The following is an 18,733-nucleotide window of genomic DNA, read 5'->3' as shown; positions in this document are numbered from 1 at the left end:
TCTTCTCATCAACCACCGGAGCACACGCCATGCACGACTCGCACCGCAGATCCCTTCTGAAGTCCACGGCCGCACTGGGCCTGCTGGGCGCGGCCGGGACGCTGTTCGCGGCCCCGAAGCTCAAGCCGAATGACAAGTCCGCGCTGATCGTGATCGATGTGCAGAACTGCTTCGTCGACGGCGGCACGCTGCCCGTCAAGGGCGGCGCCGAGGTGGTGCCGGTGATCAACAAGCTGGCCGATTCGTTCGAGAACATCGTGGTCACGCAGGACTGGCACACGCAGGGCCATGCGTCGTTCGCGAGCGCGCATCCGGGGCAGAAGCCGTTCAGCAGCATCAAGCTCTCGTACGGCAACCAGGTGCTCTGGCCCGACCACTGCGTGCAGGGCACCGACGACGCGGCACTGCACAAGGACCTGAAGCTGCCGACCGCGCAGGTCATCATCCGAAAGGGCTTCCACAAGGGCGTCGACAGCTACTCCGCTTTCGAGGAGGCCGACCGCAAGACCGCCACCGGCCTGGGCGGCTATCTCAAGCAGCGCGGCATCAAGACGGTCTATGTGGCCGGGCTGGCCACCGATTTCTGCGTGGCCTGGACCGCGCTCGATGCGCGCAAGGCCGGCTTCGAGGTCTATGTGATCGAGGACGCCACGCGCGCCATCGACCTCAACGGCTCGCTCGCCGCGGCATGGAAGCAGATGGCGGCCAAGGGCGTCAAGCGCATCCAGTCCGCCGACATCCAGACGGCCTGAGCAGACCCGCGCCGCATTCACATCCGCCCGGCAACAGCGACAACAACGAGCTCGACAACGCATGACGATTCCGATTTCAAGGCGCGCCCTGGTGGCGGGCGGCGCAGCCCTGGCACTGGGCCCGGGCCCGGGCCTTCTGCGTTCGGCGCGCGCCGACAACGGCGTGACCGACGGCCTCATCCGAATCGGCCAGTCGGCCGTGTTCAGCGGCCCGGCCAAGGACTTCGGCATCGACTACCGCGCGGGCATCAGGCTGTACTTCGACCGCATCAACAAGTCGGGCGGCGTCAACGGCCGCAAGCTCGAGCTCGTCAGCTACGACGATGCCTACGACCCCGCGAAGACGGCCGCCAACACCGCGAAGCTGATCGACGAGGACAAGGTGTTCGCGCTCGCAGGCTTCGTCGCCACCGGCAACCTCGCGGCCGCGATGCCGCTGGCCGAGAAGGCCGGCGTGCCCATGTTCGCGCCGCTGGTGGGCACCACCTCGTTCCGCACCAGGGTCAACCGCCTGCTGTTCCACGTGCGCGCGGGCTACGACCTCGAGCTGCGCAAGATCATCAGCCATCTCTCGACCCTCAGCCTCTCGTCGATTGCGGTGGTCTACCAGGACAGCGCCTTCGGCAAGTCGAACCTCGCCACCTGCGAGCAGCTGGCTGCCGACTACAAGGTGCAGGTCGTGAAGACGCTGCCGCTCGCGATTGCCGCGGAAGACGCCAAACAGGTCGTCGCCAGCCTGGCCGATGCCAAGCCCGGCGCGGTATTGATGATCATGGCCGGGCGCATGGTCGAGGTGTTCATGCGCGACTACCGCGCGAACGGCGGGGCGGCGCCGCTCTATACGCTGTCGGTCGGCATCACCGACGCGGCCGGTTCCGCCAAGCGGCTCGAAGGCAAGCTCGCGGGGCTGGTCACGGCCAGCATCGTGCCGCCGCCGCAGGCCGTGCGCGTGCCCATCGTGGCCGACTACCAGCGCGACCGTGCCGAGTTCGGCGAGAAGATCGACAGCTACACCACGCTCGAAGGCTATATCGCATCGCGCGTGATGGTCGAAGGCCTGCGCCGCGCGGGCAAGGCGCTCACGCGCGACAGCTTCATCGCCGGGCTCGAAGGCATCGGCAGCGCGCGCTTCGGCGATTTCCCGGTCGAGTACGGCGCGAAGAACCACAACGGCTCGACCTTCGTGGACCTGGAGATGTACACCCGTGACGGCCAGTTGCGGCGCTGAGCCGCTGCTGCACCTGCAGGTCAACGGCAGGGCCTGTTCGATCGAAGGCGTGCCGCGCGCGGCCACGCTGCTGCACCTGCTGCGCAACGACCTCGGCCTGAACGGGCCCAAGTACGGCTGCGGACTGGGGCAGTGCGGCGCCTGCACGGTGCACGTCGACGGCGTGGCGGCGCGTGCCTGCGTGATTCCGGCGCATGGCGTGGCGGGCCGCGCGATCACCACGCTCGAAGGCCTCGGCACGCGTGGGCGCTGGCATCCCGTGCAGGCCGCCTTCGAAGACGCGCAGGCCGCGCAGTGCGGCTACTGCCTGAACGGCATGGTGATGCAGGCCGCAGCGCTGCTTGCGCGCGACCCGCAGGCAAGCGAGGCGCGCATCCGCAGCGAACTCTCGGGCAACCTGTGCCGGTGCGGTACGCACATTGAAATACTGGACGCGGTGCAGCGCGCGGCGGTGCGCATGCGCGCGGAGCAAGAGCCATGACGCGCCGCGCCGATCTGCCGCGGACCCGCGCGGAGTTTCTCTCGGTCGACGGCGTGCTGCTGGTCGTGCGCGAGACGCCGCCAGCGCCGGCGCCCGCCAACGGGCAGCCCGCGGCCGTGGCGGGCAACCCGCTCGAAGGCGACGAGATCCTGCTCGCCGTCTGGGACGACGGCAGCGCCTCGGCGCTCAACGGCCACGTCGACCTCGGCACCGGCATCCAGACCGCGCTCGCGCAGATCGTGGCCGAGGAACTCGAACTCGGCATGCCCTGCGTGCGCATGATGCTCGGCGACACCGCGCGCGCGCCCAACCAGGGCGCGACGATCGCGAGCGCCTCGATCCAGATCCATGCGCAACCGTTGCGCCTGGCCGCCGCGCAGGCGCGCGCGTGGCTGCTTGCGCGCGCGGCCGAGCGGCTCGGCGTGGCTGCCGGCGCACTGCAGGTGCGCAATGGGGTGGTGCGGGTGGCCGAGGCGCCGGACCGCCGCATCCACTACGCCGAGCTGGTCGCGGGGCAACGCACTGTGCTGCGGCTCGATCCGGGCGCGCAGCCCAAGGACCCGGCCGACTACCGCATCGTCGGCACGCGCCAGGCCCGCGTGGACATTCCTGCCAAGCTCGCGGGCGACCTCGTGTTCGTGCACGACATGCGCGTGCCCGGCATGCTGCACGGCCGCGTGGTGCGCCCGCCGTATGCGGGTGCGGACCATGGCGAGTTCATCGGCAACACGCTCGAGTCGGTGGACGAATCGTCGATCGCGCACATCCCCGGCGTTCGCGCGGTGGTCGTGATCCGCGACTTCGTCGGCATCGTGGCCGAGCGCGAGGAGCACGCCGAGCAGGCGCTGCGCGAACTGCGCGTCACGTGGAAGCCCTGGCCCGGCATGCCCGACCTGTCCGACCTCGCGCAGGCCCTGCGCGACAACCCGTCGACGCAGCGCCTGCTGGTCGATGAAGGCGATGTCGACGGCGCCATCGCCGCGGCCGCGCAGCCGATGCATCGCACCTACGTGTGGCCGTACCAGATGCACGCGTCCATCGGGCCGTCGTGTGCGCTGGCAGAGTGGCAGCCGGCCGATGGCAGCGGGATGCGGCTGCGTTGCTGGGCCGGCTCGCAGAATCCGCATGTGCTGCGCGCCGATCTCGCAAAGCTCATGGGCCTGGACGACGTGCAGGTCGACGTCATCCGCATGGAAGCTGCGGGCTGCTACGGCCGCAACGGCGCCGACGACGTGGCGGCCGATGCGGCACTGCTCGCGCGCGCCGTGGGCGCGCCGGTGCGCGTGCAGCTCACGCGCGAGCAGGAGCATGCCTGGGAGCCCAAGGGCGCCGCGCAGCTCATGGAAGTGGATGGCGGGCTCATGGCCGATGGTCGCATCGCCGCCTACGACTACGAAACTTCGTACCCCTCCAACGGCGCGCCCACGCTCGCGCTGCTGCTCACGCGCACCATCGAGCCGGTGGCGCAGGCCTTCGAGATGGGCGACCGCACGGCGCGTCCGCCCTACAGCGTCGACAACCTGCGCGTGAAGGTCAACGACATGGCGCCGATCGTGCGCGCTTCCTGGCTGCGCGGCGTGTCGGCGCTGCCGAGCTCCTTTGCGCACGAGTCGTACATCGACGAGCTGGCCACCGCGGCCGGCGTCGATCCGGTGCAGTTCCGCCTGCGCCACCTGAACGATCCGCGCGCGGTCGAACTGGTGCAGGCCACCGCGCAGAAGGCCGGCTGGCGCATGCGCACCGGGCCGCAGGAAAACGCCGACGGCGGGCTGGGTATGGGCGGCGACGTTCTCTTCGGCCAGGGCTTTGCCTACGCGCGCTACATCCACAGCAAGTGGCCGGGCTTCGGCGCCGCATGGGCCGCATGGGTGGCGGACGTCGAGGTCAACCGCAAGACCGGCGAGGTGCACGTGCGCCGCGTGGTGGTGGGACACGACGCGGGGCTGCTGGTCAACCCCGCGGGCGTCGAGCACCAGGTGCACGGCAACGTGATCCAGACCACGAGCCGCGCGCTCAGAGAAGAGGTGCAGTTCGCGCCGCAGCAGGGCACGGCAACGACCGGTGCGCAGTTGCCCGGCGTGCTGCCCTCGGGCGTGGTCGCGAGCCGCGAGTGGGGCAGCTACCCGATCATCAATTTCCGCGACGTGCCGGTGATCGAGATCATGCACATGCCGCGGCCCGGCGAACCGTCGCTCGGCGCGGGCGAGTCGTCGTCGGTGCCGGGCACGGCGGCGATCGCGAATGCGATCTTCGATGCGACGGGCGTGCGCTTCCGCGAGCCGCCGTTCACGCCGGAGAAGGTGCTGGCCGCGTTGAATCCGGGGTTGCTCCCTCCCCTTTCGGGGGAGGGCGGGGGTGGGGGCGAGCGGCGTTCGAATGGTGACGCTGCCATGCCCCCATCCCAACCTTCCCCCGGAAGGGGAAGGAGCAACACGGCCTGGCCTCGGCGCAAAGGCCTCTGGGCCACCGCCTCTGCCCTCGCCATCGGCGGCATCGGCCTCATCGCCGGCCTGCTCGGCTGGCGCTCCGCCATTGCCCCGGTTTCGCTCACTGCCCCGGTGTACAGCGAGGCCACCATCGAGCGCGGCCGCGTGCTTGCCGCGCTCGGCGACTGCGCCGTGTGCCATACCGCACCGGGCGGCGCGCCCAACGCCGGCGGCCGCGCGATGCAGACGCCCTTCGGCACGCTCTACACCACCAACCTCACGCCCGATGCCGACACGGGCCTGGGCCGCTGGTCGTTCAGCGCCTTCCAGCGCGCGATGCGCGAGGGCGTCTCGCGCGACGGCCACCACCTGTATCCGGCGTTTCCATACACCGCCTTCGCCAGGACCAGCGACGACGACCTGCAGGCGCTCTACGCCTACTTCATGTCGATGCCCGCGGTGCGCGCCGAGACGCCGAAGGCCGAACTGAAGTTTCCATTCAGCATGCGGCCGCTGATGGCCGGATGGAACGCACTTTTCCACGACCCCGCGCCCCTGCAGCCCGTCGCCACGCAAAGCGCCGAGTGGAACCGCGGCGCCTACCTCGTCAACGGCCTGGGCCATTGCGGCGCCTGCCATACGCCGCGCAACGCGCTAGGCGCGGAGCAGGGCGGCAGCGCGTTCCTCTCGGGCGCGATGGTCGATGGCTGGGAGGCGCCGGCGCTCACGCAGCGCTCCAAATCCGCCGTGCCCTGGGATGCCGACGAGCTCTACCGCTACCTGCGCCAGGGCCACACGCAGCGCCATGGCATCGCGGGCGGCCCGATGGCCGAGGTGGTGCGCGAACTTGCGCAGGTGTCCGATGCCGACGTGCGCGCCATGGCCACCTATCTCGCCTCGTTCAATCCGGCGCCCGCGGCCGAGCCGCAGGCCGTGGCGCAGCAGGTGGTCGACAACGCGGCACGCACGCAGGATCGGCTGCTCGGTCCCGCGCAGCGCATGTTCGACAGCGCCTGCGCGTCGTGCCACCACGACGGCGACGGCCCCACGCTGCTCGGCGTGAACACGCCGCTCGCGCTCAACGGCAATCTCACGAGCGCGCGGCCCGACAACCTGCTGCGCACCATCCTCGATGGCGTGCGCGAGCCCGCGAGCCGCGACATCGGCTTCATGCCGGCCTTCCGCGACGCGCTCGACGACCGGCAGATCGCCGAACTCGCGGGCTACATGCGCGCGCGCTTCGCACCGCAGGAGCCGGCGTGGAAGAACCTGCCGGCCGAAGTGGCACGCGTGCGCGCCGCGCGCGGCCACGGCGCCGAGTAAGCCGCCTTCCGCGGCGTGCCGCTTTCCGCTTGCGCAGCGGCAGGGAACACATTCATTCAGAATGTCCGCTCCAAGAACCCAACCCAAGTGCCTCCGGAGACAACATGCCCCTGAATCTTTCCACCGCCGCCAGCCTTCCCCGCGATGCAGAGCGCGCCACGCTCGTCGGGCGCATCTGGCAGCCCGGCGTGGGCCCCGTACTCGTGGCGGTGCACGAGGGCGGGCTGCACGATCTCTCGCGGCTCGCGCCCACGATGAGCGACCTGCTCGAGGCGAAGGAGCCGCCCGCCGACGCGGTGCGGCGCGCACTGCGCAGCGGCCAGGCTCCGCGCGTCGCCTCGCTGGCCGAGGCCATCGCCAACAGCGACGCCACCGCGCGCGACGAAGCCAAGCCCTGGCTGCTCGCACCCTGCGACCTGCAGGCCATCAAGGCCAGCGGCGTGACCTTCGTCGAAAGCCTGCTCGAGCGCGTGATCGAAGAGCAGGCGCGCGGCGATGCCTCGCGCGCCGAGGCCACGCGCGCGGCACTCAGCGGCGTGCTCGGCGACAACCTCGCGGGCATCGTGCCGGGCTCGGCCGAGGCCGCGAAGGTCAAGGAGGTGCTGATCTCGCAGGGCGCATGGTCGCAGTACCTCGAGGTCGGCATCGGGCCCGACGCGGAGATCTTCACCAAGGCGCCGGTCCTCTCGGCCGTGGGCATGGGCGCCGACGTGGGCATCCATGCCGCATCCGTGTGGAACAACCCCGAGCCCGAGGTCGTGCTCGCGGTCAACAGCCGCGGCGAGACGCTGGGCGCCGCGCTCGGCAACGACGTCAACCTGCGCGACTTCGAAGGCCGCAGCGCGCTGCTGCTCGGCAAGGCCAAGGACAACAACGCCTCCTGTGCGATCGGTCCTTTCATCCGCCTGTTCGATGCGCACTTCGGCATCGACGACGTGCGCCGCATCACGGTGGCGCTCGAAGTGAAAGGCCCCGAAGGCTTCACGCTCGAAGGCTCGAGCTCGCTCGCGAAGATCAGCCGCGATCCGCTCGACCTCGTCTCGCAGGCGGTCGGCGCGCACCACGACTATCCCGACGGCTTCATGTTGTTCCTGGGCACCATGTTTGCGCCGACACAAGACCGTCATGGTCCTGGGCAAGGATTCACCCATGTCGTCGGCGATCGCGTGAGCATTGCCGCGCCGGAACTCGGCGCCCTCGTGAACCGCGTGGTCCATTCGGACCAGGCACCACGGTGGACTTTCGGGTTAAGTGCGCTGATGCGGAATCTGGCTGCGCGCGGATTGCTGTAAACGTTCTTTCTACGCTTTAAAAGGAGTTGTACTCCTTTGTGATTCATAGCCGGCACGTAGCAAACTGTTGCTGTTGACCGCGTCTCGCGTTCCCCTCAAGATAACCGGTCTTGAAAATGGATAACACGGGAGATGGGGTTGCCACCGAGCGAGATCGAACTACTGCAGTCGCCTGTTGAAGGCCCGCTTCCTTGCGGTGAAGACCTCGAATACGACCCCGAGTTCATGGCGTTGCAGCAAGCTGCAACGGGAAAGCGGGAGCAGCAGTTCGGCTCGACCATCATTCCGGCCGAGCCGCCCGACTGGGCCCGTGTCGAGCGCATTGCCAAGCAGCTGTGCCAGCGCACGCTCGACGTGCGCGTGCTGGTCCTGTTGACGCTGGCATGGACCGAGAGCCGGGGACTGCCGGGCTACGTCGATGGCTTGCGCGTGGTGGACGGCATCCTGCAAAAGTTCTGGAACGACGTGCATCCGCGCGTCGTCGATGGTGATTTCGAAGACCCGCTGCCGCGCATGAATGCGCTGGCTGCATTGGCCGAAGCCGAGGGACTCGGACGCAGCGTGCGCGATGCGCGGCTGCTCGAGGATGCCGGCGCGTCGATGAGCCTGCGGCAGGTCGAGGCCCTGCTCGACTCGAGCAAGGCCGACCAGATCGATTACCCGGGCGGCATCGGCCGGCTGCGGGAGGTGGCGCGCCGCGCGCAGGAGAAGGCGGCGCCCGCGGTGATGGCATTGCATGCAGCACTGGAGCTGCTGCGGCGCATCCGGGAGACTTCGGAGCGGGCCCTGGGACAGAGTTGGGCGCCCGATTTTTCCCGGCTCGAACGCTCGCTTCGCACCGTGGTCCAGCTGCTGCCCGAGCAGGCCCAGCCGGAACCGGCCGAAGCGTCGCAGGCGGCCGTGCAAGGCAATGGATCGGCGCAGGCCGCACCTTCGGCGCAGGGCGCTGCGGCCACGGGCAATGGCGCCTCCGGCGCGCGTGCGGCAAGCATTAAAGATATTGAAATATCGACTCGTGATGATGTGCAGGTCTTGTTGGAAAAGGCGTGCCAGTACATGGAACGCACCGAGCCCAGCCATCCGGCCCCCATGCTCATCCGCAGAGCGCAAAGGCTGCTGGACCTCAACTTTTTCCAGATCATCGAAGAACTCGTTCCCGAGGGCCTGCAGAAGATCGAAAGCCTGGCCGGCCGTTCGCTGAGCGGCGGGGCCGCAGCGGAATGAGCGGCCGGCGCAATCACCGGGAAACAGGCCGCCGGGGCTCGACCCATACGAATACGCATTGAGATTCAAGAGGAAGCTTTATGGCAGACAACCGTGTCAGAAACAGTGGTCAGAAGTTCATCGCGCGCAACCGGGCACCCCGCGTGCAGATCGAGTACGACGTCGAGATCTACGGCAGCGAGCGCAAGATCCAGCTGCCCTTCGTGATGGGCGTGATCGCCGATCTCGCGGGCAAGCAGGTCGACCCGATGCCCGACCTCGCCGAGCGCGACTTCATGGCGGTGGACATCGACAACTTCGACGACCGCATGAAGGCCATCAAGCCGCGCGTGGCCTTCCAGGTGCCCAACACCCTCACGGGCGAAGGACAGATGAACGTCGACATCACCTTCGACAGCATGGACGACTTCTCGCCCGCGCGCATCGCCCGCCAGGTGGGCGCGCTGCAGCATCTGCTCGAAGCGCGCACCGAGCTTTCCAACCTGCTGTCCTACATGGACGGCAAGAACGGTGCCGAGCAGCTGATCGCCCAGGCGCTGCAGAACCCGGAGCTGCTCAAGTCGCTCGCATCCGCACCCAATCCCGCCGTTGCCAAGGCGATCGAGGCCGCGAACGAAAAGTCGGGCAACCCCGGCACCACACCTTCCGAGTAAGCCGACAGGATCTCCATCATGAGCACCGCACCCAAACAGACAGCGCGCGGACAGGCCGCCACCATCGAAGCGCTCGAGCCGAACGAGTTCTCCGACCTTCTGCAGCGCGAATTCAAGCCCAAGACCGACCAGGCGCGCGAGGCGGTGCAAAGCGCCGTCAAGACGCTGGCGGTGCAGGCGCTTGAGAGCACCGTCACCATCTCGAACGATGCCTACCGCACCGTGCAGGCGATCATCACCGAGATCGACCGCAAGCTCTCCGAGCAGATCAACCAGATCCTGCACCACGAAGACTTCCAGCAGCTCGAAGGCGCATGGCGCGGCCTGCACTACCTGGTCAACAACACCGAGACCGACGAGCAGCTCAAGATCCGCGTGATGTGCGCCTCCAAGCGCGAAGTGGCGCGCTCGCTCAAGCGCCACAAGGGCATCGGCTGGGACCAGAGCCCGCTGTTCAAGAAGATCTACGAGGCCGAGTACGGCCAGTTCGGCGGCGAGCCCTTCGGCGCGCTGATCGGCGACTTCCATTTCGACCACAGCCCGCCCGACGTCGAGATGCTCGGCGAAATGGCCAAGATCGCCGCAGCCGCGCACTGCCCCTTCATTGCCGGCGCATCGCCCACCGTGATGCAGATGGACTCGTGGCAGGAACTGTCGAACCCGCGCGACCTCACCAAGATCTTCCAGAACACCGAGCACACCGCCTGGCGGTCGCTGCGCGAGTCGGAAGACGCGCGCTACATCGGCCTGGCCATGCCGCGCTTCCTGGCGCGCCTGCCCTACGGCGCGCGCACCAACCCGGTCGACGAGTTCGAGTTTGAGGAAGAAACCGACTCGGCGCTGCACAACCGCTACACCTGGGCCAACTCGGCCTATGCGATGGGCGTGAACATCAACCGCTCGTTCAAGCAGTTCGGCTGGTGCACGTCGATCCGCGGCGTGGAATCGGGCGGCGCGGTCGAGAACTTGCCCACCCACACCTTCCCGACGGACGACGGCGGCGTGGACATGAAGTGCCCGACCGAGATCGCCATCAGCGACCGGCGCGAGGCCGAACTCGCCAAGAACGGCTTCATGCCGCTGGTGCACCGCAAGAACTCCGACTTCGCGGCCTTCATCGGTGCGCAGTCGCTGCAGCAGCCGGCCGAGTACTACGACGCCGATGCCACGGCCAATGCCAACCTGGCGGCGCGCCTGCCGTACCTGTTCGCATGCTGCCGCTTCGCGCACTACCTGAAGTGCATCGTGCGCGACAAGATCGGTTCGTTCCGCGAGCGCGAGGACATGGAGCGCTGGCTCAACGACTGGATCATGAACTACGTGGACGGCAGCCCGGGCACGTCGTCCCAGGATACGAAGGCAATGAAGCCGCTGGCGGCGGCCGAAGTCCAGGTGGAAGCCATCGAGGACAACCCGGGCTACTACGCCGCCAAGTTTTTTCTCCGGCCGCACTATCAGCTCGAAGGGCTGACGGTGTCATTGCGGCTGGTTTCGAAGCTGCCATCCAACAAGAAGGACAGCAGCTAGTTCAACGGTGTCCCGCAATCGGGCATATATATAACTCTGGGGGTTAATCATGGCAGTAGACATGTTCATGCGCGTCGAGGGCGCGAACGGCGAATCCAAGGACTCGAACCACAAGGACTGGACGGATATCAAGTCGTTCGCATGGGGAGCAACGCAGCCTGGCAACATGGTCAGCGGCGGCGGGGGCGGTGTGGGCAAGGCGAGCTTCAACGACCTGCAGGTGCTCGCGCGCATCGACAAGGCGGCGCCGTCGGTGATGAAGAACTGCGCGAGCGGCAAGCACCTGAGCAAGGTGGAAGTGTCGGTGTGCAAGGCGGGTGGTTCGCAGATCGAATACACGCGCGTGACGCTGGAAGAAGTGCTGGTCACCTCGGTGCAGTACTCGGCCGAGCAGGGCGGGGATGCGGTGCTGGTGCAGTTCGCGTTCCAGGCGGCCAAGGTGAAGCAGCAGTACTGGGAGCAGACCGACAAGGGCGGCAAGGGCGCCGAAACCGTGCTGGCCTGGAACATCAAGGAAAACCGGGAAGCCTGATTCCCCTTCTTGCTTGGTCCCGACCGGTCCGCGCATGCCGCGGGCCGGTCGCCTGCAGATAGTTGTCGACGGCCCCGCGGCCGTGCGCGAGTCAAAGAGGAAGTTTCATGGGCGATGGGTTTGCAGTGCTGGGCGAGCGCTCCGTGGCCGAACACACCGAATGGGTACAGCGGCAGATTCGCGCGAGTCCACAGAATGCCAGCCTGCGGCTTGCCCTGTGCCACTTTCTTGCGCTGCGGGGCGACTGGCAGCGGGCTGAAGACCAGCTCAAGCTGGCCGCGAAGATCGATCCCTCCTTTGCTCCCGCCAGTGCCACCTGCGCAATGGCGCTGGCGGCCGAGCGGCATCGAACCGAATTCTGGAATGGCGGCCGGGCGCCGGCCGTCGTGGCCGGCGAGGCCGGCTGGGTCGCGGCGCTGATCGCTGCCGCCGCGCTGCCGGCCGAACGCGCCGCCGAAGCGGCCGACCTGCGCGAGGCCGCGCGGCAGGATGCGCCCGCATTGCAGGGCACGTTGAACTGCGTCGACCGGTCGGACGCGCGCGCCGTGCAGGCCATCGACGGCGAGCCGGTGCAAAGCAGCGAGTTCGCCTGGCTCTGCGACGGCGACGTGCGCATGGGCGCCGCGCTCGAACTCCTCACGCCTTCGGGCTATGCGTGGCTGCCGCTGCCGGCGGTGCGGCGCCTCAAGTTCTCCCGTCCGCAGCATCTGGTCGACCTGCTCTGGGCGCCGGCCGAGATTGTGCTGCATGACGGCCGCGGGCTCAACGGCCTGGTGCCGGTGCGCTATCCCGGTGCGCTCGATGCGCTGGACGACGAAACAACCCTGGGCCGCCGCACCGACTGGCTGCCGCTGACCGGTGAAGACCAATACGCCGGCGTGGGCCAGCGCACGCTGATCAGCGAAGCCGGCGACCATTCGCTGCTCGATATCCGCCTCGTCGAGTTCGCGCCTGCCGAGAGTGCTGCGCAGTGAGTTCCGTCCTGCCAGCCAGCCGCCAGGCCATGGAGGCCGATGGCGCCCAGCAAGAAAGCGTTGCGCGCGACCGCCTGCAGCCGGTGCTGCTCGACCGCCTGACCGACAAGCAGCCGCAAAGCCGCCAGGAGCGCGCGGGTGCATTCCTCATGAGCGGCAAGCTGCTGCGCGACTCGGTGCTGCGCGACCTGCAGTGGCTGCTCAACACCACCAATTTCGGTGCGGACCACACCATCAACGCCATGCCGCGCGCGCGGCGCTCGGTCGTGAACTACGGCGTGCGCGGCTGGGCCGGCGGACGCATGTCGGAGGTCAACTTCGCGGACGTCGAGGCGGCCATCCGCGCCGCGATCGTCGACTTCGAGCCGCGCATCATGAAGGACAGCATCGACGTGCGCTGCGTCACCGACGCCACTGACCTGGAGCACCACAACCTGCTCGCGCTCGAGATCCGCGGCACCTTGTGGTCGGTGCCCTATCCGATCGAATTCATCCTGCGCTCCGAGCTCGACCTCGAGAGCGGCCACATGATCCTGCGTCCGACCGGGGGCCTCTGAATGGACGCGAGGCTGCTGGATTACTACAACCGTGAGCTCACCTACATGCACGAGCTCGGTGCCGAGTTCGCGCAGCGCTACCCGAAGATCGCCGGGCGGCTGGGCATGCGCGGCATCGAGGTCAGCGACCCCTACGTGGAGCGCCTGCTCGAGGGCTTCAGCTTTCTCACGGCGCGCATCCAGCTCAAGATGGATGCGGAGTTTCCGCGCTTCTCGCAGCGGCTGCTCGAAGTGGTGTACCCCAACTTCCTCGCACCGCTGCCCGCCATGGCCGTGGTGCAGATCGACGGCAACCTCAATGAAGGCTCGCTGAAGGCCGGCTACGAACTGCCGCGCCACACGATCATGCGCGGGCGCATGATCAAGGGCGAGCAGACGGCCTGCGAATTCCGAACCGGCCATGAGGTCACGCTGTGGCCCATCAGGATCGCGGATGCGAGCATCGGCCCCGTGCCGGCGGAAATCGCGCATGCGATGCCCGCGGTCGCCCAGCGCGCCAGGAGCGCCATCACCATCAAGCTCGAAGCGGTGGGCGGCACCACGTTCGCCGAGCTGCCGATCGACCGGCTCGAGTTCTTTCTTTCGGGCGCGGAGCTGCACGCGCTGCGCGTGCTCGAACTCGCGGTGCACCACAGCATCGGCACCGTGTGCCGCAGCGGCCCGGGCAGCAAGGCGCGGATCGTTCCGCTCGGCGACGAAGCCATTCGCCACGAGGGCTTCGATCCCGAGCAGGCGCTGCTGCCTTATGACGCGCGCTCGTTCCAGGGCTACCGGCTGCTGCACGAGTACTTCGCGTTCCCCGACCGCTACCTGTTCTTCAGCGTGAAGAACCTGCGCGCGGCGGCCTCGGCCATGGGCGGCACCACGATGGAAATCGTGATCCTGCTCGACCGCGCCGACGCCGACCTGGAGCGGCTAGTCGACGCCAAGCACTTCTCGCTGTTCTGCACGCCCATCATCAACCTGGTGCCGCGCCGCAGCGACCGCATTCCGGTGGGGCCCGGGCAGCACGAGCACCATGCGGTGATCGACCGCACGCGTCCGCGCGACTTCGAGATCTTCACCGTCGAGCGCGTCACGGGCCACATGGCAAGCGGCTCGGAAGAGCGCGAGTTCAGGCCCTTCCTGGGCTCGTTCGCGGCCGACGACGGCGACTTCGGCGCATACTTCTCGCTGCGCCGCGAGCCGCGCCTGGTGTCCGACCGCGCACGCGCGCAAGGCACGCGCACCAGCTACACCGGCAGCGAGGTGTACGTGTCGCTCGTCGACCAGCACGACGCGCCCTTTCCGCACAGCCTGCGGCACATCACGATCGATGTGCTGTGCACCAACCGCGACCTGCCGCTGCTGCTGCCGACGGGGCTGGAGTCGGACTTCTCGCTGCGCGTGTCGGCGCCGGTGCGCGGCATCCGCATCCTGCGCGGGCCGTCGCGGCCCTATCCCGCGCTGGCGGAAGGCGCGCTGACCTGGCGCCTGATCAGCCACCTGGGCCTCAACTACCTGAGCCTGACCGACATCGACGCCACGCAGGGCGCGGCCGCATTGCGCGAGATGCTCGACCTCTACGGCAACCTGGCTGACCCAGCGGTGCGCCGCCAGATCCAGGGCGTGCGCTCGATGGCGCTGGCGCCGGTGTTCCGCCGCCTGCCCGAGCCGGGACCGATCGTCTTCGGGCGCGGCGTGGAAATCGCGCTGAAGATCGACGAAGTGGCCTTCTCGGGCGCGAGTCCCTATCTTTTCGGCGCCGTGCTGGAGCAGTTCTTCAGCCGGCACGTGTCGCTCAACGCGTTCACCGAGTTCGCGCTCTCCAGCCTGCAGCGCGGCGAGATCGCGCGCTGGGCGCCGCGCATCGGACGCCGTCCCGCCGTATGAGTATGAGCAGCACAGCCGGCCTCGCCGACGATTCGGAGCAGGCGCCGCCGATCGCGCCCGAGGACGCTGCGGCACGCGCGCCGCGCCGTGGCGCTCCCGAGGCCGACCCGGTCCTGTGGGCCGGCCTGGTCGACCAGCCTTTCGAGCACGACCTGTTCATGCTGCTGCGCCGCCTCGATGCGCACGGCGGCCATCCCTTGCTGGGCCGCGCGCCGCGTCCGCTCGACGAGCCGTTGCGGCTGGGGCAGGAGCCTTCGATGGCCTTTGCGCCGTCGAACGTCTCGGGTGTCGATGTCGACGGCGACGGTCCGCCGCGCATCTCGATCTACGGCTTCGGTTTGTTCGGCCCGAACGGGCCGCTGCCGCTGCACCTGACCGAGTACGCGCGCGAACGCAAGCGCCACCACAGCGACAACACGCTCAGCGCCTTCGCCGACCTGTTCCACCACCGGCTCATCCTGCTGTTCTACCGGGCCTGGGCCGATGCCCAGTCGGTCAACAGCCTGGACCGCCCCGACGGCCACCGCTTCGTCGACTACGTGGCGAGCCTCATGAACATGGGGCAGCCGGGGCTCAAGGAGCGCGACCGCATCGCCGACCATGCGCGCACCTTCATGGCCGGGCACCTCGTGCGCCAGACGCGCAACCCCGAGGGCCTGATCCAGATCCTGCGGCTGTACTTCGACGTGCCCGTGCGCATCGAGGAGTTCGTGAGCGACTGGGTGATGCTCGACGAGCGCGAGGTCAGCCGCATCGGCACTTCCGGCCGCAACCAGAAACTGGGCGCCGGCGCCACTGTCGGGCTGGCGGTGCGCGATGCGCAGGGCAAGTTCCGCCTCGAACTCGGGCCGCTCTCGCAAAGCGAGTTCCGCGACTTCCTGCCGGGCAGCAGGCGCCTGCAGCAGGTGGTCGACTGGGTGCGCCAGTACGTGGGCATCGAGTTCGCCTGGGAGCTGCGCCTCGTGCTCAGGAAGCAGGAAGCCCTCGGCATGCAGCTGGGCGGCGACCAGCGGCTGGGCTGGGGCAGCTGGCTCGGCACGCGCCTCTCGCCCACCGATGCCGGCGACATGCTGTTCCAGCCCGAAGCCCTGTATTCCCGTTCCGCATCGGCTGCTTCCACGGCGGCCGAGGCTTCTTCCATGGCCCTATGACCGATATCCGCCGCGTCTCCCTTTTCTCCAAGCTGAATCCGATGCTCTACAAGGCATTGGAGACTGCCACCGCCTTTGCCAAGCTGCGCGGCAATGCCTATGTGGAACTGGTGCACTGGCTGCACCAGATCCTGCAACTGCAGGACAGCGACCTGCTGCGCATCGTCAGGCGCGCCGGCCTCAACCTCGATGCGGTCGAGCAGGACCTCGTGCGTGCGCTCGACCGGCTGCCGCACGGCGCCACCTCGATCAGCGACATTTCGGAGCACGTCGACAACGCCGTCGAGCGCGCCTGGGTCTATGCGAGCCTGCGCTTCGAGGCCACATCGATCCGCGGTGCCTACCTGCTCGCGGGCATCGTCAAGACGCCGGGGCTGCGGCAGGTGCTCTCGGGCATCTCGCGCGAGTTCGACAAGATCGTGCCCGACGTGCTCATCGCCCAGCTTCCCGCGTGGACCGAAGGCTCGCCCGAGGACGACTTCGACGCTGCGGCTGCGCCGGGGCCTGCCGCTGCAGCGGCATCCCACCAGGGCGACGGCGCCGCCGCGGGCGGCTCGGCGCTCGCCAAGTACGCGAGCGACCTGACGGCCAAGGCGCGCGCGGGCGAGCTCGATCCGGTCTACGGCCGCGACGACGAGATCCGCCAGATCATCGACATCCTGATGCGCCGGCGGCAGAACAATCCGCTGCTCACCGGCGAAGCGGGCGTGGGCAAGACGGCGGTGGTCGAAGGGCTGGCCTCGCGGCTCGCGGCGGGCGACGTGCCGCCGTCGCTCAAGGACGTGTCGCTCTGGGTGCTCGACCCCACGCTGCTGCAGGCCGGCGCGGGCGTGAAGGGCGAGTTCGAGCAGCGGCTGCGCCAGGTGATCGACGAGGTCGAGAAGAGCCCCAAGCCCATCGTGCTGTTCGTCGACGAGGTGCATACGCTGGTCGGCGCGGGCGGCACGGCGGGCACCGGCGATGCGGCCAACCTGCTGAAGCCGGCGCTCGCGCGCGGGCGGCTGCGCACCATCGGCGCCACCACCTGGTCGGAGTACAAGAAGTACATCGAGAAGGACCCGGCCCTCACGCGGCGCTTCCAGACCATCCAGGTGCACGAGCCCACCGAGTCCAAGGCCGTGGTCATGCTGCGCGGCATTTCGGCCGAGCTCGAGAAGCACCACGGCGTGCTCATCCTCGACGCCGCGCTCGAAGCGGCCGTGAGCCTGTCGCACCGCTACATTCCCGCGCGCCAGCTGCCCGACAAGGCCGTGAGCCTGCTCGACACGGCCTGCGCGCGCGTGGCCCTGAGCCAGCATGCGCTGCCCGCGGCCATCGAAGACCTGCAGCGCCGCATCGAGGTGCTGGGCATCGAGTCGGGCATTGCCGGGCGCGAGGCGGCGATCGGCGTCGGCGAGCACCGGCGCGTGGAGGACATCGCGGCCCAGGTGGCTGCGGCGCAGGCCGAGCTCGACCTGCTCGAGCAGCGGCGCGCGGAAGAAAGCCTGCTCGTCGAGCGCATCGTGGCGCTGCGCAAGCAGCTGTCGCCGGCGGCGGTGCCCGTGCAGGCCGAAACGCAAGAGCAGGGCGACGCGGCGGATGAAGACGCGCCGCTGGACGCCGAGGCCGCTGCACCCGAACCCGGGAGAACACCCGAAGAGATCCGCGCCGAACTCGACCAGGCGCAGGACCGGCTCGTCCAGCTGCAGGGCGAATCGCCGCTGATCCTGGCCGCCGTCGACGCACAGGCCATTGCCACCGTGGTGGCCGACTGGACCGGCATTCCGATCGGCCGCATGGTGCGCGACGACGCGCAATCGGTGCTGCGCCTCGGTGAAATACTTTCGGCCCGCGTGGTCGCGCAGCCCGATGCGCTGGAGACCATCTCGCGGCGCATCCGCACCGCGCGCGCGCGGCTCGACAACCCGAACAAGCCGGTGGGCGTGTTCCTGCTGTGCGGCCCCTCGGGCGTGGGCAAGACCGAAACTGCGCTTGCGCTGTCGGAGGCCTTGTATGGCGGCGAGCAGAACCTCGTGACCATCAACATGAGCGAGTTCCAGGAGTCGCACACCGTCTCCACGCTCAAGGGCGCGCCGCCCGGCTACGTGGGCTACGGCGAGGGCGGCGTGCTGACCGAGGCCGTGCGCCGCCGGCCCTACAGCGTGGTGCTGCTCGACGAGATCGAGAAGGCCCACCCCGACGTGCACGAGATCTTCTTCCAGGTGTTCGACAAGGGCTGGATGGAAGACGGCGAGGGCCGCCACATCGATTTCCGCAACACCGTGATCATCATGACCTCCAATGTCGGCACCGACCTGGTCATGCAGCTGTGCGAAGACCCGACCCTGCGTCCCGACCCCGAGCCGCTGGCGGCTGCGCTGCGCGAACCGCTGCTCAAGGTGTTCGCGCCGGCGCTGCTGGGCCGGCTGGTTGTAGTGCCTTATTACCCGTTGCAAGCCGATGCATTGCATCGCATCATTCGCCTCCAGCTCGACCGCATTGCCACCCGCCTCGATGCGAACCATGGCATTGCGCTGGACTACGACGACAGCGCCGTCGAACTGGTGGCGCGCCGGTGCACCGCCATCGAATCGGGTGGGCGGATGATCGATGCGATCCTCACGCACACCATCCTGCCGCGGTTGAGCGAGGAAGTCATCGGCGCCACGGTCAGCGCGCGCAAGCTCGCCGGCGTGCGGTTGAGCGCGGCGAACGACGATTTCCACTACGAATTTTCTGAACGCTGAGCGAAGAAGGGAATA

General features: G+C 68.5%; 14 protein-coding genes. All 14 read left to right on the top strand.

The window, feature by feature from the left end:
- Nucleotides 1-29 precede the first annotated feature (29 nt).
- The 14 genes from pncA (at nt 30) to tssH (ending at nt 18,718) form a co-directional block, all read left to right on the top strand.
- Nucleotides 30-752, top strand: coding sequence for a bifunctional nicotinamidase/pyrazinamidase (gene pncA, locus FB547_RS00155; protein ID WP_145738601.1), 723 nt, complete (start codon nt 30-32; stop codon nt 750-752).
- A 61-nt stretch (nt 753-813) separates the two neighbouring features.
- Nucleotides 814-1,980, top strand: a complete 1,167-nt coding sequence (locus FB547_RS00150) for an ABC transporter substrate-binding protein (protein ID WP_145738598.1) — start codon at nt 814-816, stop codon at nt 1,978-1,980.
- A complete protein-coding gene (locus FB547_RS00145) occupies nt 1,958-2,461 on the top strand; it encodes a (2Fe-2S)-binding protein (protein ID WP_145738596.1) in 504 nt (167 codons plus the stop codon). Before FB547_RS00150 ends, FB547_RS00145 begins: the two co-directional genes overlap by 23 nt.
- A complete protein-coding gene (locus FB547_RS00140; protein WP_145738595.1) occupies nt 2,458-6,210 on the top strand; it encodes a molybdopterin cofactor-binding domain-containing protein in 3,753 nt (1,250 codons plus the stop codon). The genes FB547_RS00145 and FB547_RS00140 overlap by 4 nt, the downstream gene beginning before the upstream one ends.
- Nucleotides 6,211-6,314: 104 nt before the next feature.
- Nucleotides 6,315-7,502, top strand: a complete 1,188-nt coding sequence (locus FB547_RS00135; protein ID WP_145738593.1) for a fumarylacetoacetate hydrolase family protein — start codon at nt 6,315-6,317, stop codon at nt 7,500-7,502.
- A 132-nt stretch (nt 7,503-7,634) separates the two neighbouring features.
- Nucleotides 7,635-8,726, top strand: a complete 1,092-nt coding sequence (gene tssA / locus FB547_RS00130) for a type VI secretion system protein TssA (RefSeq protein WP_145738591.1) — start codon at nt 7,635-7,637, stop codon at nt 8,724-8,726.
- Nucleotides 8,727-8,806: 80 nt separating this feature from the next.
- Nucleotides 8,807-9,379, top strand: a complete 573-nt coding sequence (tssB, locus tag FB547_RS00125) for a type VI secretion system contractile sheath small subunit (RefSeq protein ID WP_145738589.1) — start codon at nt 8,807-8,809, stop codon at nt 9,377-9,379.
- A gap of 18 nt (nt 9,380-9,397) precedes the next feature.
- Entirely contained in the window at nt 9,398-10,906 is a 1,509-nt protein-coding gene (tssC, locus tag FB547_RS00120) for a type VI secretion system contractile sheath large subunit (RefSeq protein ID WP_012745359.1), read from the top strand.
- A gap of 49 nt (nt 10,907-10,955) precedes the next feature.
- Nucleotides 10,956-11,438 (top strand): Hcp family type VI secretion system effector, encoded by a 483-nt coding sequence (locus FB547_RS00115; protein WP_012745360.1) that lies wholly within the window; start codon nt 10,956-10,958, stop codon nt 11,436-11,438.
- A gap of 107 nt (nt 11,439-11,545) precedes the next feature.
- Nucleotides 11,546-12,412 (top strand): type VI secretion system accessory protein TagJ, encoded by an 867-nt coding sequence (locus tag FB547_RS00110; protein ID WP_145738587.1) that lies wholly within the window; start codon nt 11,546-11,548, stop codon nt 12,410-12,412.
- A gap of 29 nt (nt 12,413-12,441) precedes the next feature.
- Nucleotides 12,442-12,969 carry a type VI secretion system baseplate subunit TssE gene (gene tssE, locus FB547_RS00105; RefSeq protein ID WP_145740498.1) on the top strand — a complete coding sequence of 176 codons (528 nt, stop codon included), beginning with the start codon at nt 12,442-12,444 and terminating at the stop codon, nt 12,967-12,969.
- Nucleotides 12,970-14,841, top strand: a complete 1,872-nt coding sequence (gene tssF, locus FB547_RS00100; protein WP_145738585.1) for a type VI secretion system baseplate subunit TssF — start codon at nt 12,970-12,972, stop codon at nt 14,839-14,841.
- On the top strand, nt 14,838-15,992 hold the full coding sequence (gene tssG, locus FB547_RS00095; RefSeq protein WP_145738584.1) for a type VI secretion system baseplate subunit TssG: 1,155 nt from the start codon (nt 14,838-14,840) through the stop codon (nt 15,990-15,992). The genes tssF and tssG overlap by 4 nt, the downstream gene beginning before the upstream one ends.
- Entirely contained in the window at nt 15,989-18,718 is a 2,730-nt protein-coding gene (gene tssH, locus FB547_RS00090) for a type VI secretion system ATPase TssH (RefSeq protein ID WP_145738582.1), read from the top strand. Before tssG ends, tssH begins: the two co-directional genes overlap by 4 nt.
- The last annotated feature ends 15 nt before the right edge of the window (nt 18,719-18,733 follow it).

Source organism: Variovorax beijingensis (assembly GCF_007828835.1).
GTDB classification, from domain to species: Bacteria; Pseudomonadota; Gammaproteobacteria; order Burkholderiales; family Burkholderiaceae_C; genus Variovorax; species Variovorax beijingensis_A.
Note: the sequence above shows the minus strand (reverse complement) of the source record. Positions and strands in the feature narration are given on the sequence as shown.

What these genes read in the sequence shown, in the direction of transcription:
- pncA (WP_145738601.1), top strand. Translation starts at nt 30, where the DNA reads ATGCACGACTCGCACCGCAGATCCCTTCTGAAGTCCACGGCCGCACTG.
- FB547_RS00150 (WP_145738598.1), top strand. Translation starts at nt 814, where the DNA reads ATGACGATTCCGATTTCAAGGCGCGCCCTGGTGGCGGGCGGCGCAGCC.
- FB547_RS00140 (WP_145738595.1), top strand. Translation starts at nt 2,458, where the DNA reads ATGACGCGCCGCGCCGATCTGCCGCGGACCCGCGCGGAGTTTCTCTCG.
- FB547_RS00135 (WP_145738593.1), top strand. Translation starts at nt 6,315, where the DNA reads ATGCCCCTGAATCTTTCCACCGCCGCCAGCCTTCCCCGCGATGCAGAG.
- tssA (WP_145738591.1), top strand. Translation starts at nt 7,635, where the DNA reads ATGGGGTTGCCACCGAGCGAGATCGAACTACTGCAGTCGCCTGTTGAA.
- tssB (WP_145738589.1), top strand. Translation starts at nt 8,807, where the DNA reads ATGGCAGACAACCGTGTCAGAAACAGTGGTCAGAAGTTCATCGCGCGC.
- tssC (WP_012745359.1), top strand. Translation starts at nt 9,398, where the DNA reads ATGAGCACCGCACCCAAACAGACAGCGCGCGGACAGGCCGCCACCATC.
- FB547_RS00115 (WP_012745360.1), top strand. Translation starts at nt 10,956, where the DNA reads ATGGCAGTAGACATGTTCATGCGCGTCGAGGGCGCGAACGGCGAATCC.
- FB547_RS00110 (WP_145738587.1), top strand. Translation starts at nt 11,546, where the DNA reads ATGGGCGATGGGTTTGCAGTGCTGGGCGAGCGCTCCGTGGCCGAACAC.
- tssE (WP_145740498.1), top strand. Translation starts at nt 12,442, where the DNA reads ATGGAGGCCGATGGCGCCCAGCAAGAAAGCGTTGCGCGCGACCGCCTG.
- tssF (WP_145738585.1), top strand. Translation starts at nt 12,970, where the DNA reads ATGGACGCGAGGCTGCTGGATTACTACAACCGTGAGCTCACCTACATG.
- tssG (WP_145738584.1), top strand. Translation starts at nt 14,838, where the DNA reads ATGAGTATGAGCAGCACAGCCGGCCTCGCCGACGATTCGGAGCAGGCG.
- tssH (WP_145738582.1), top strand. Translation starts at nt 15,989, where the DNA reads ATGACCGATATCCGCCGCGTCTCCCTTTTCTCCAAGCTGAATCCGATG.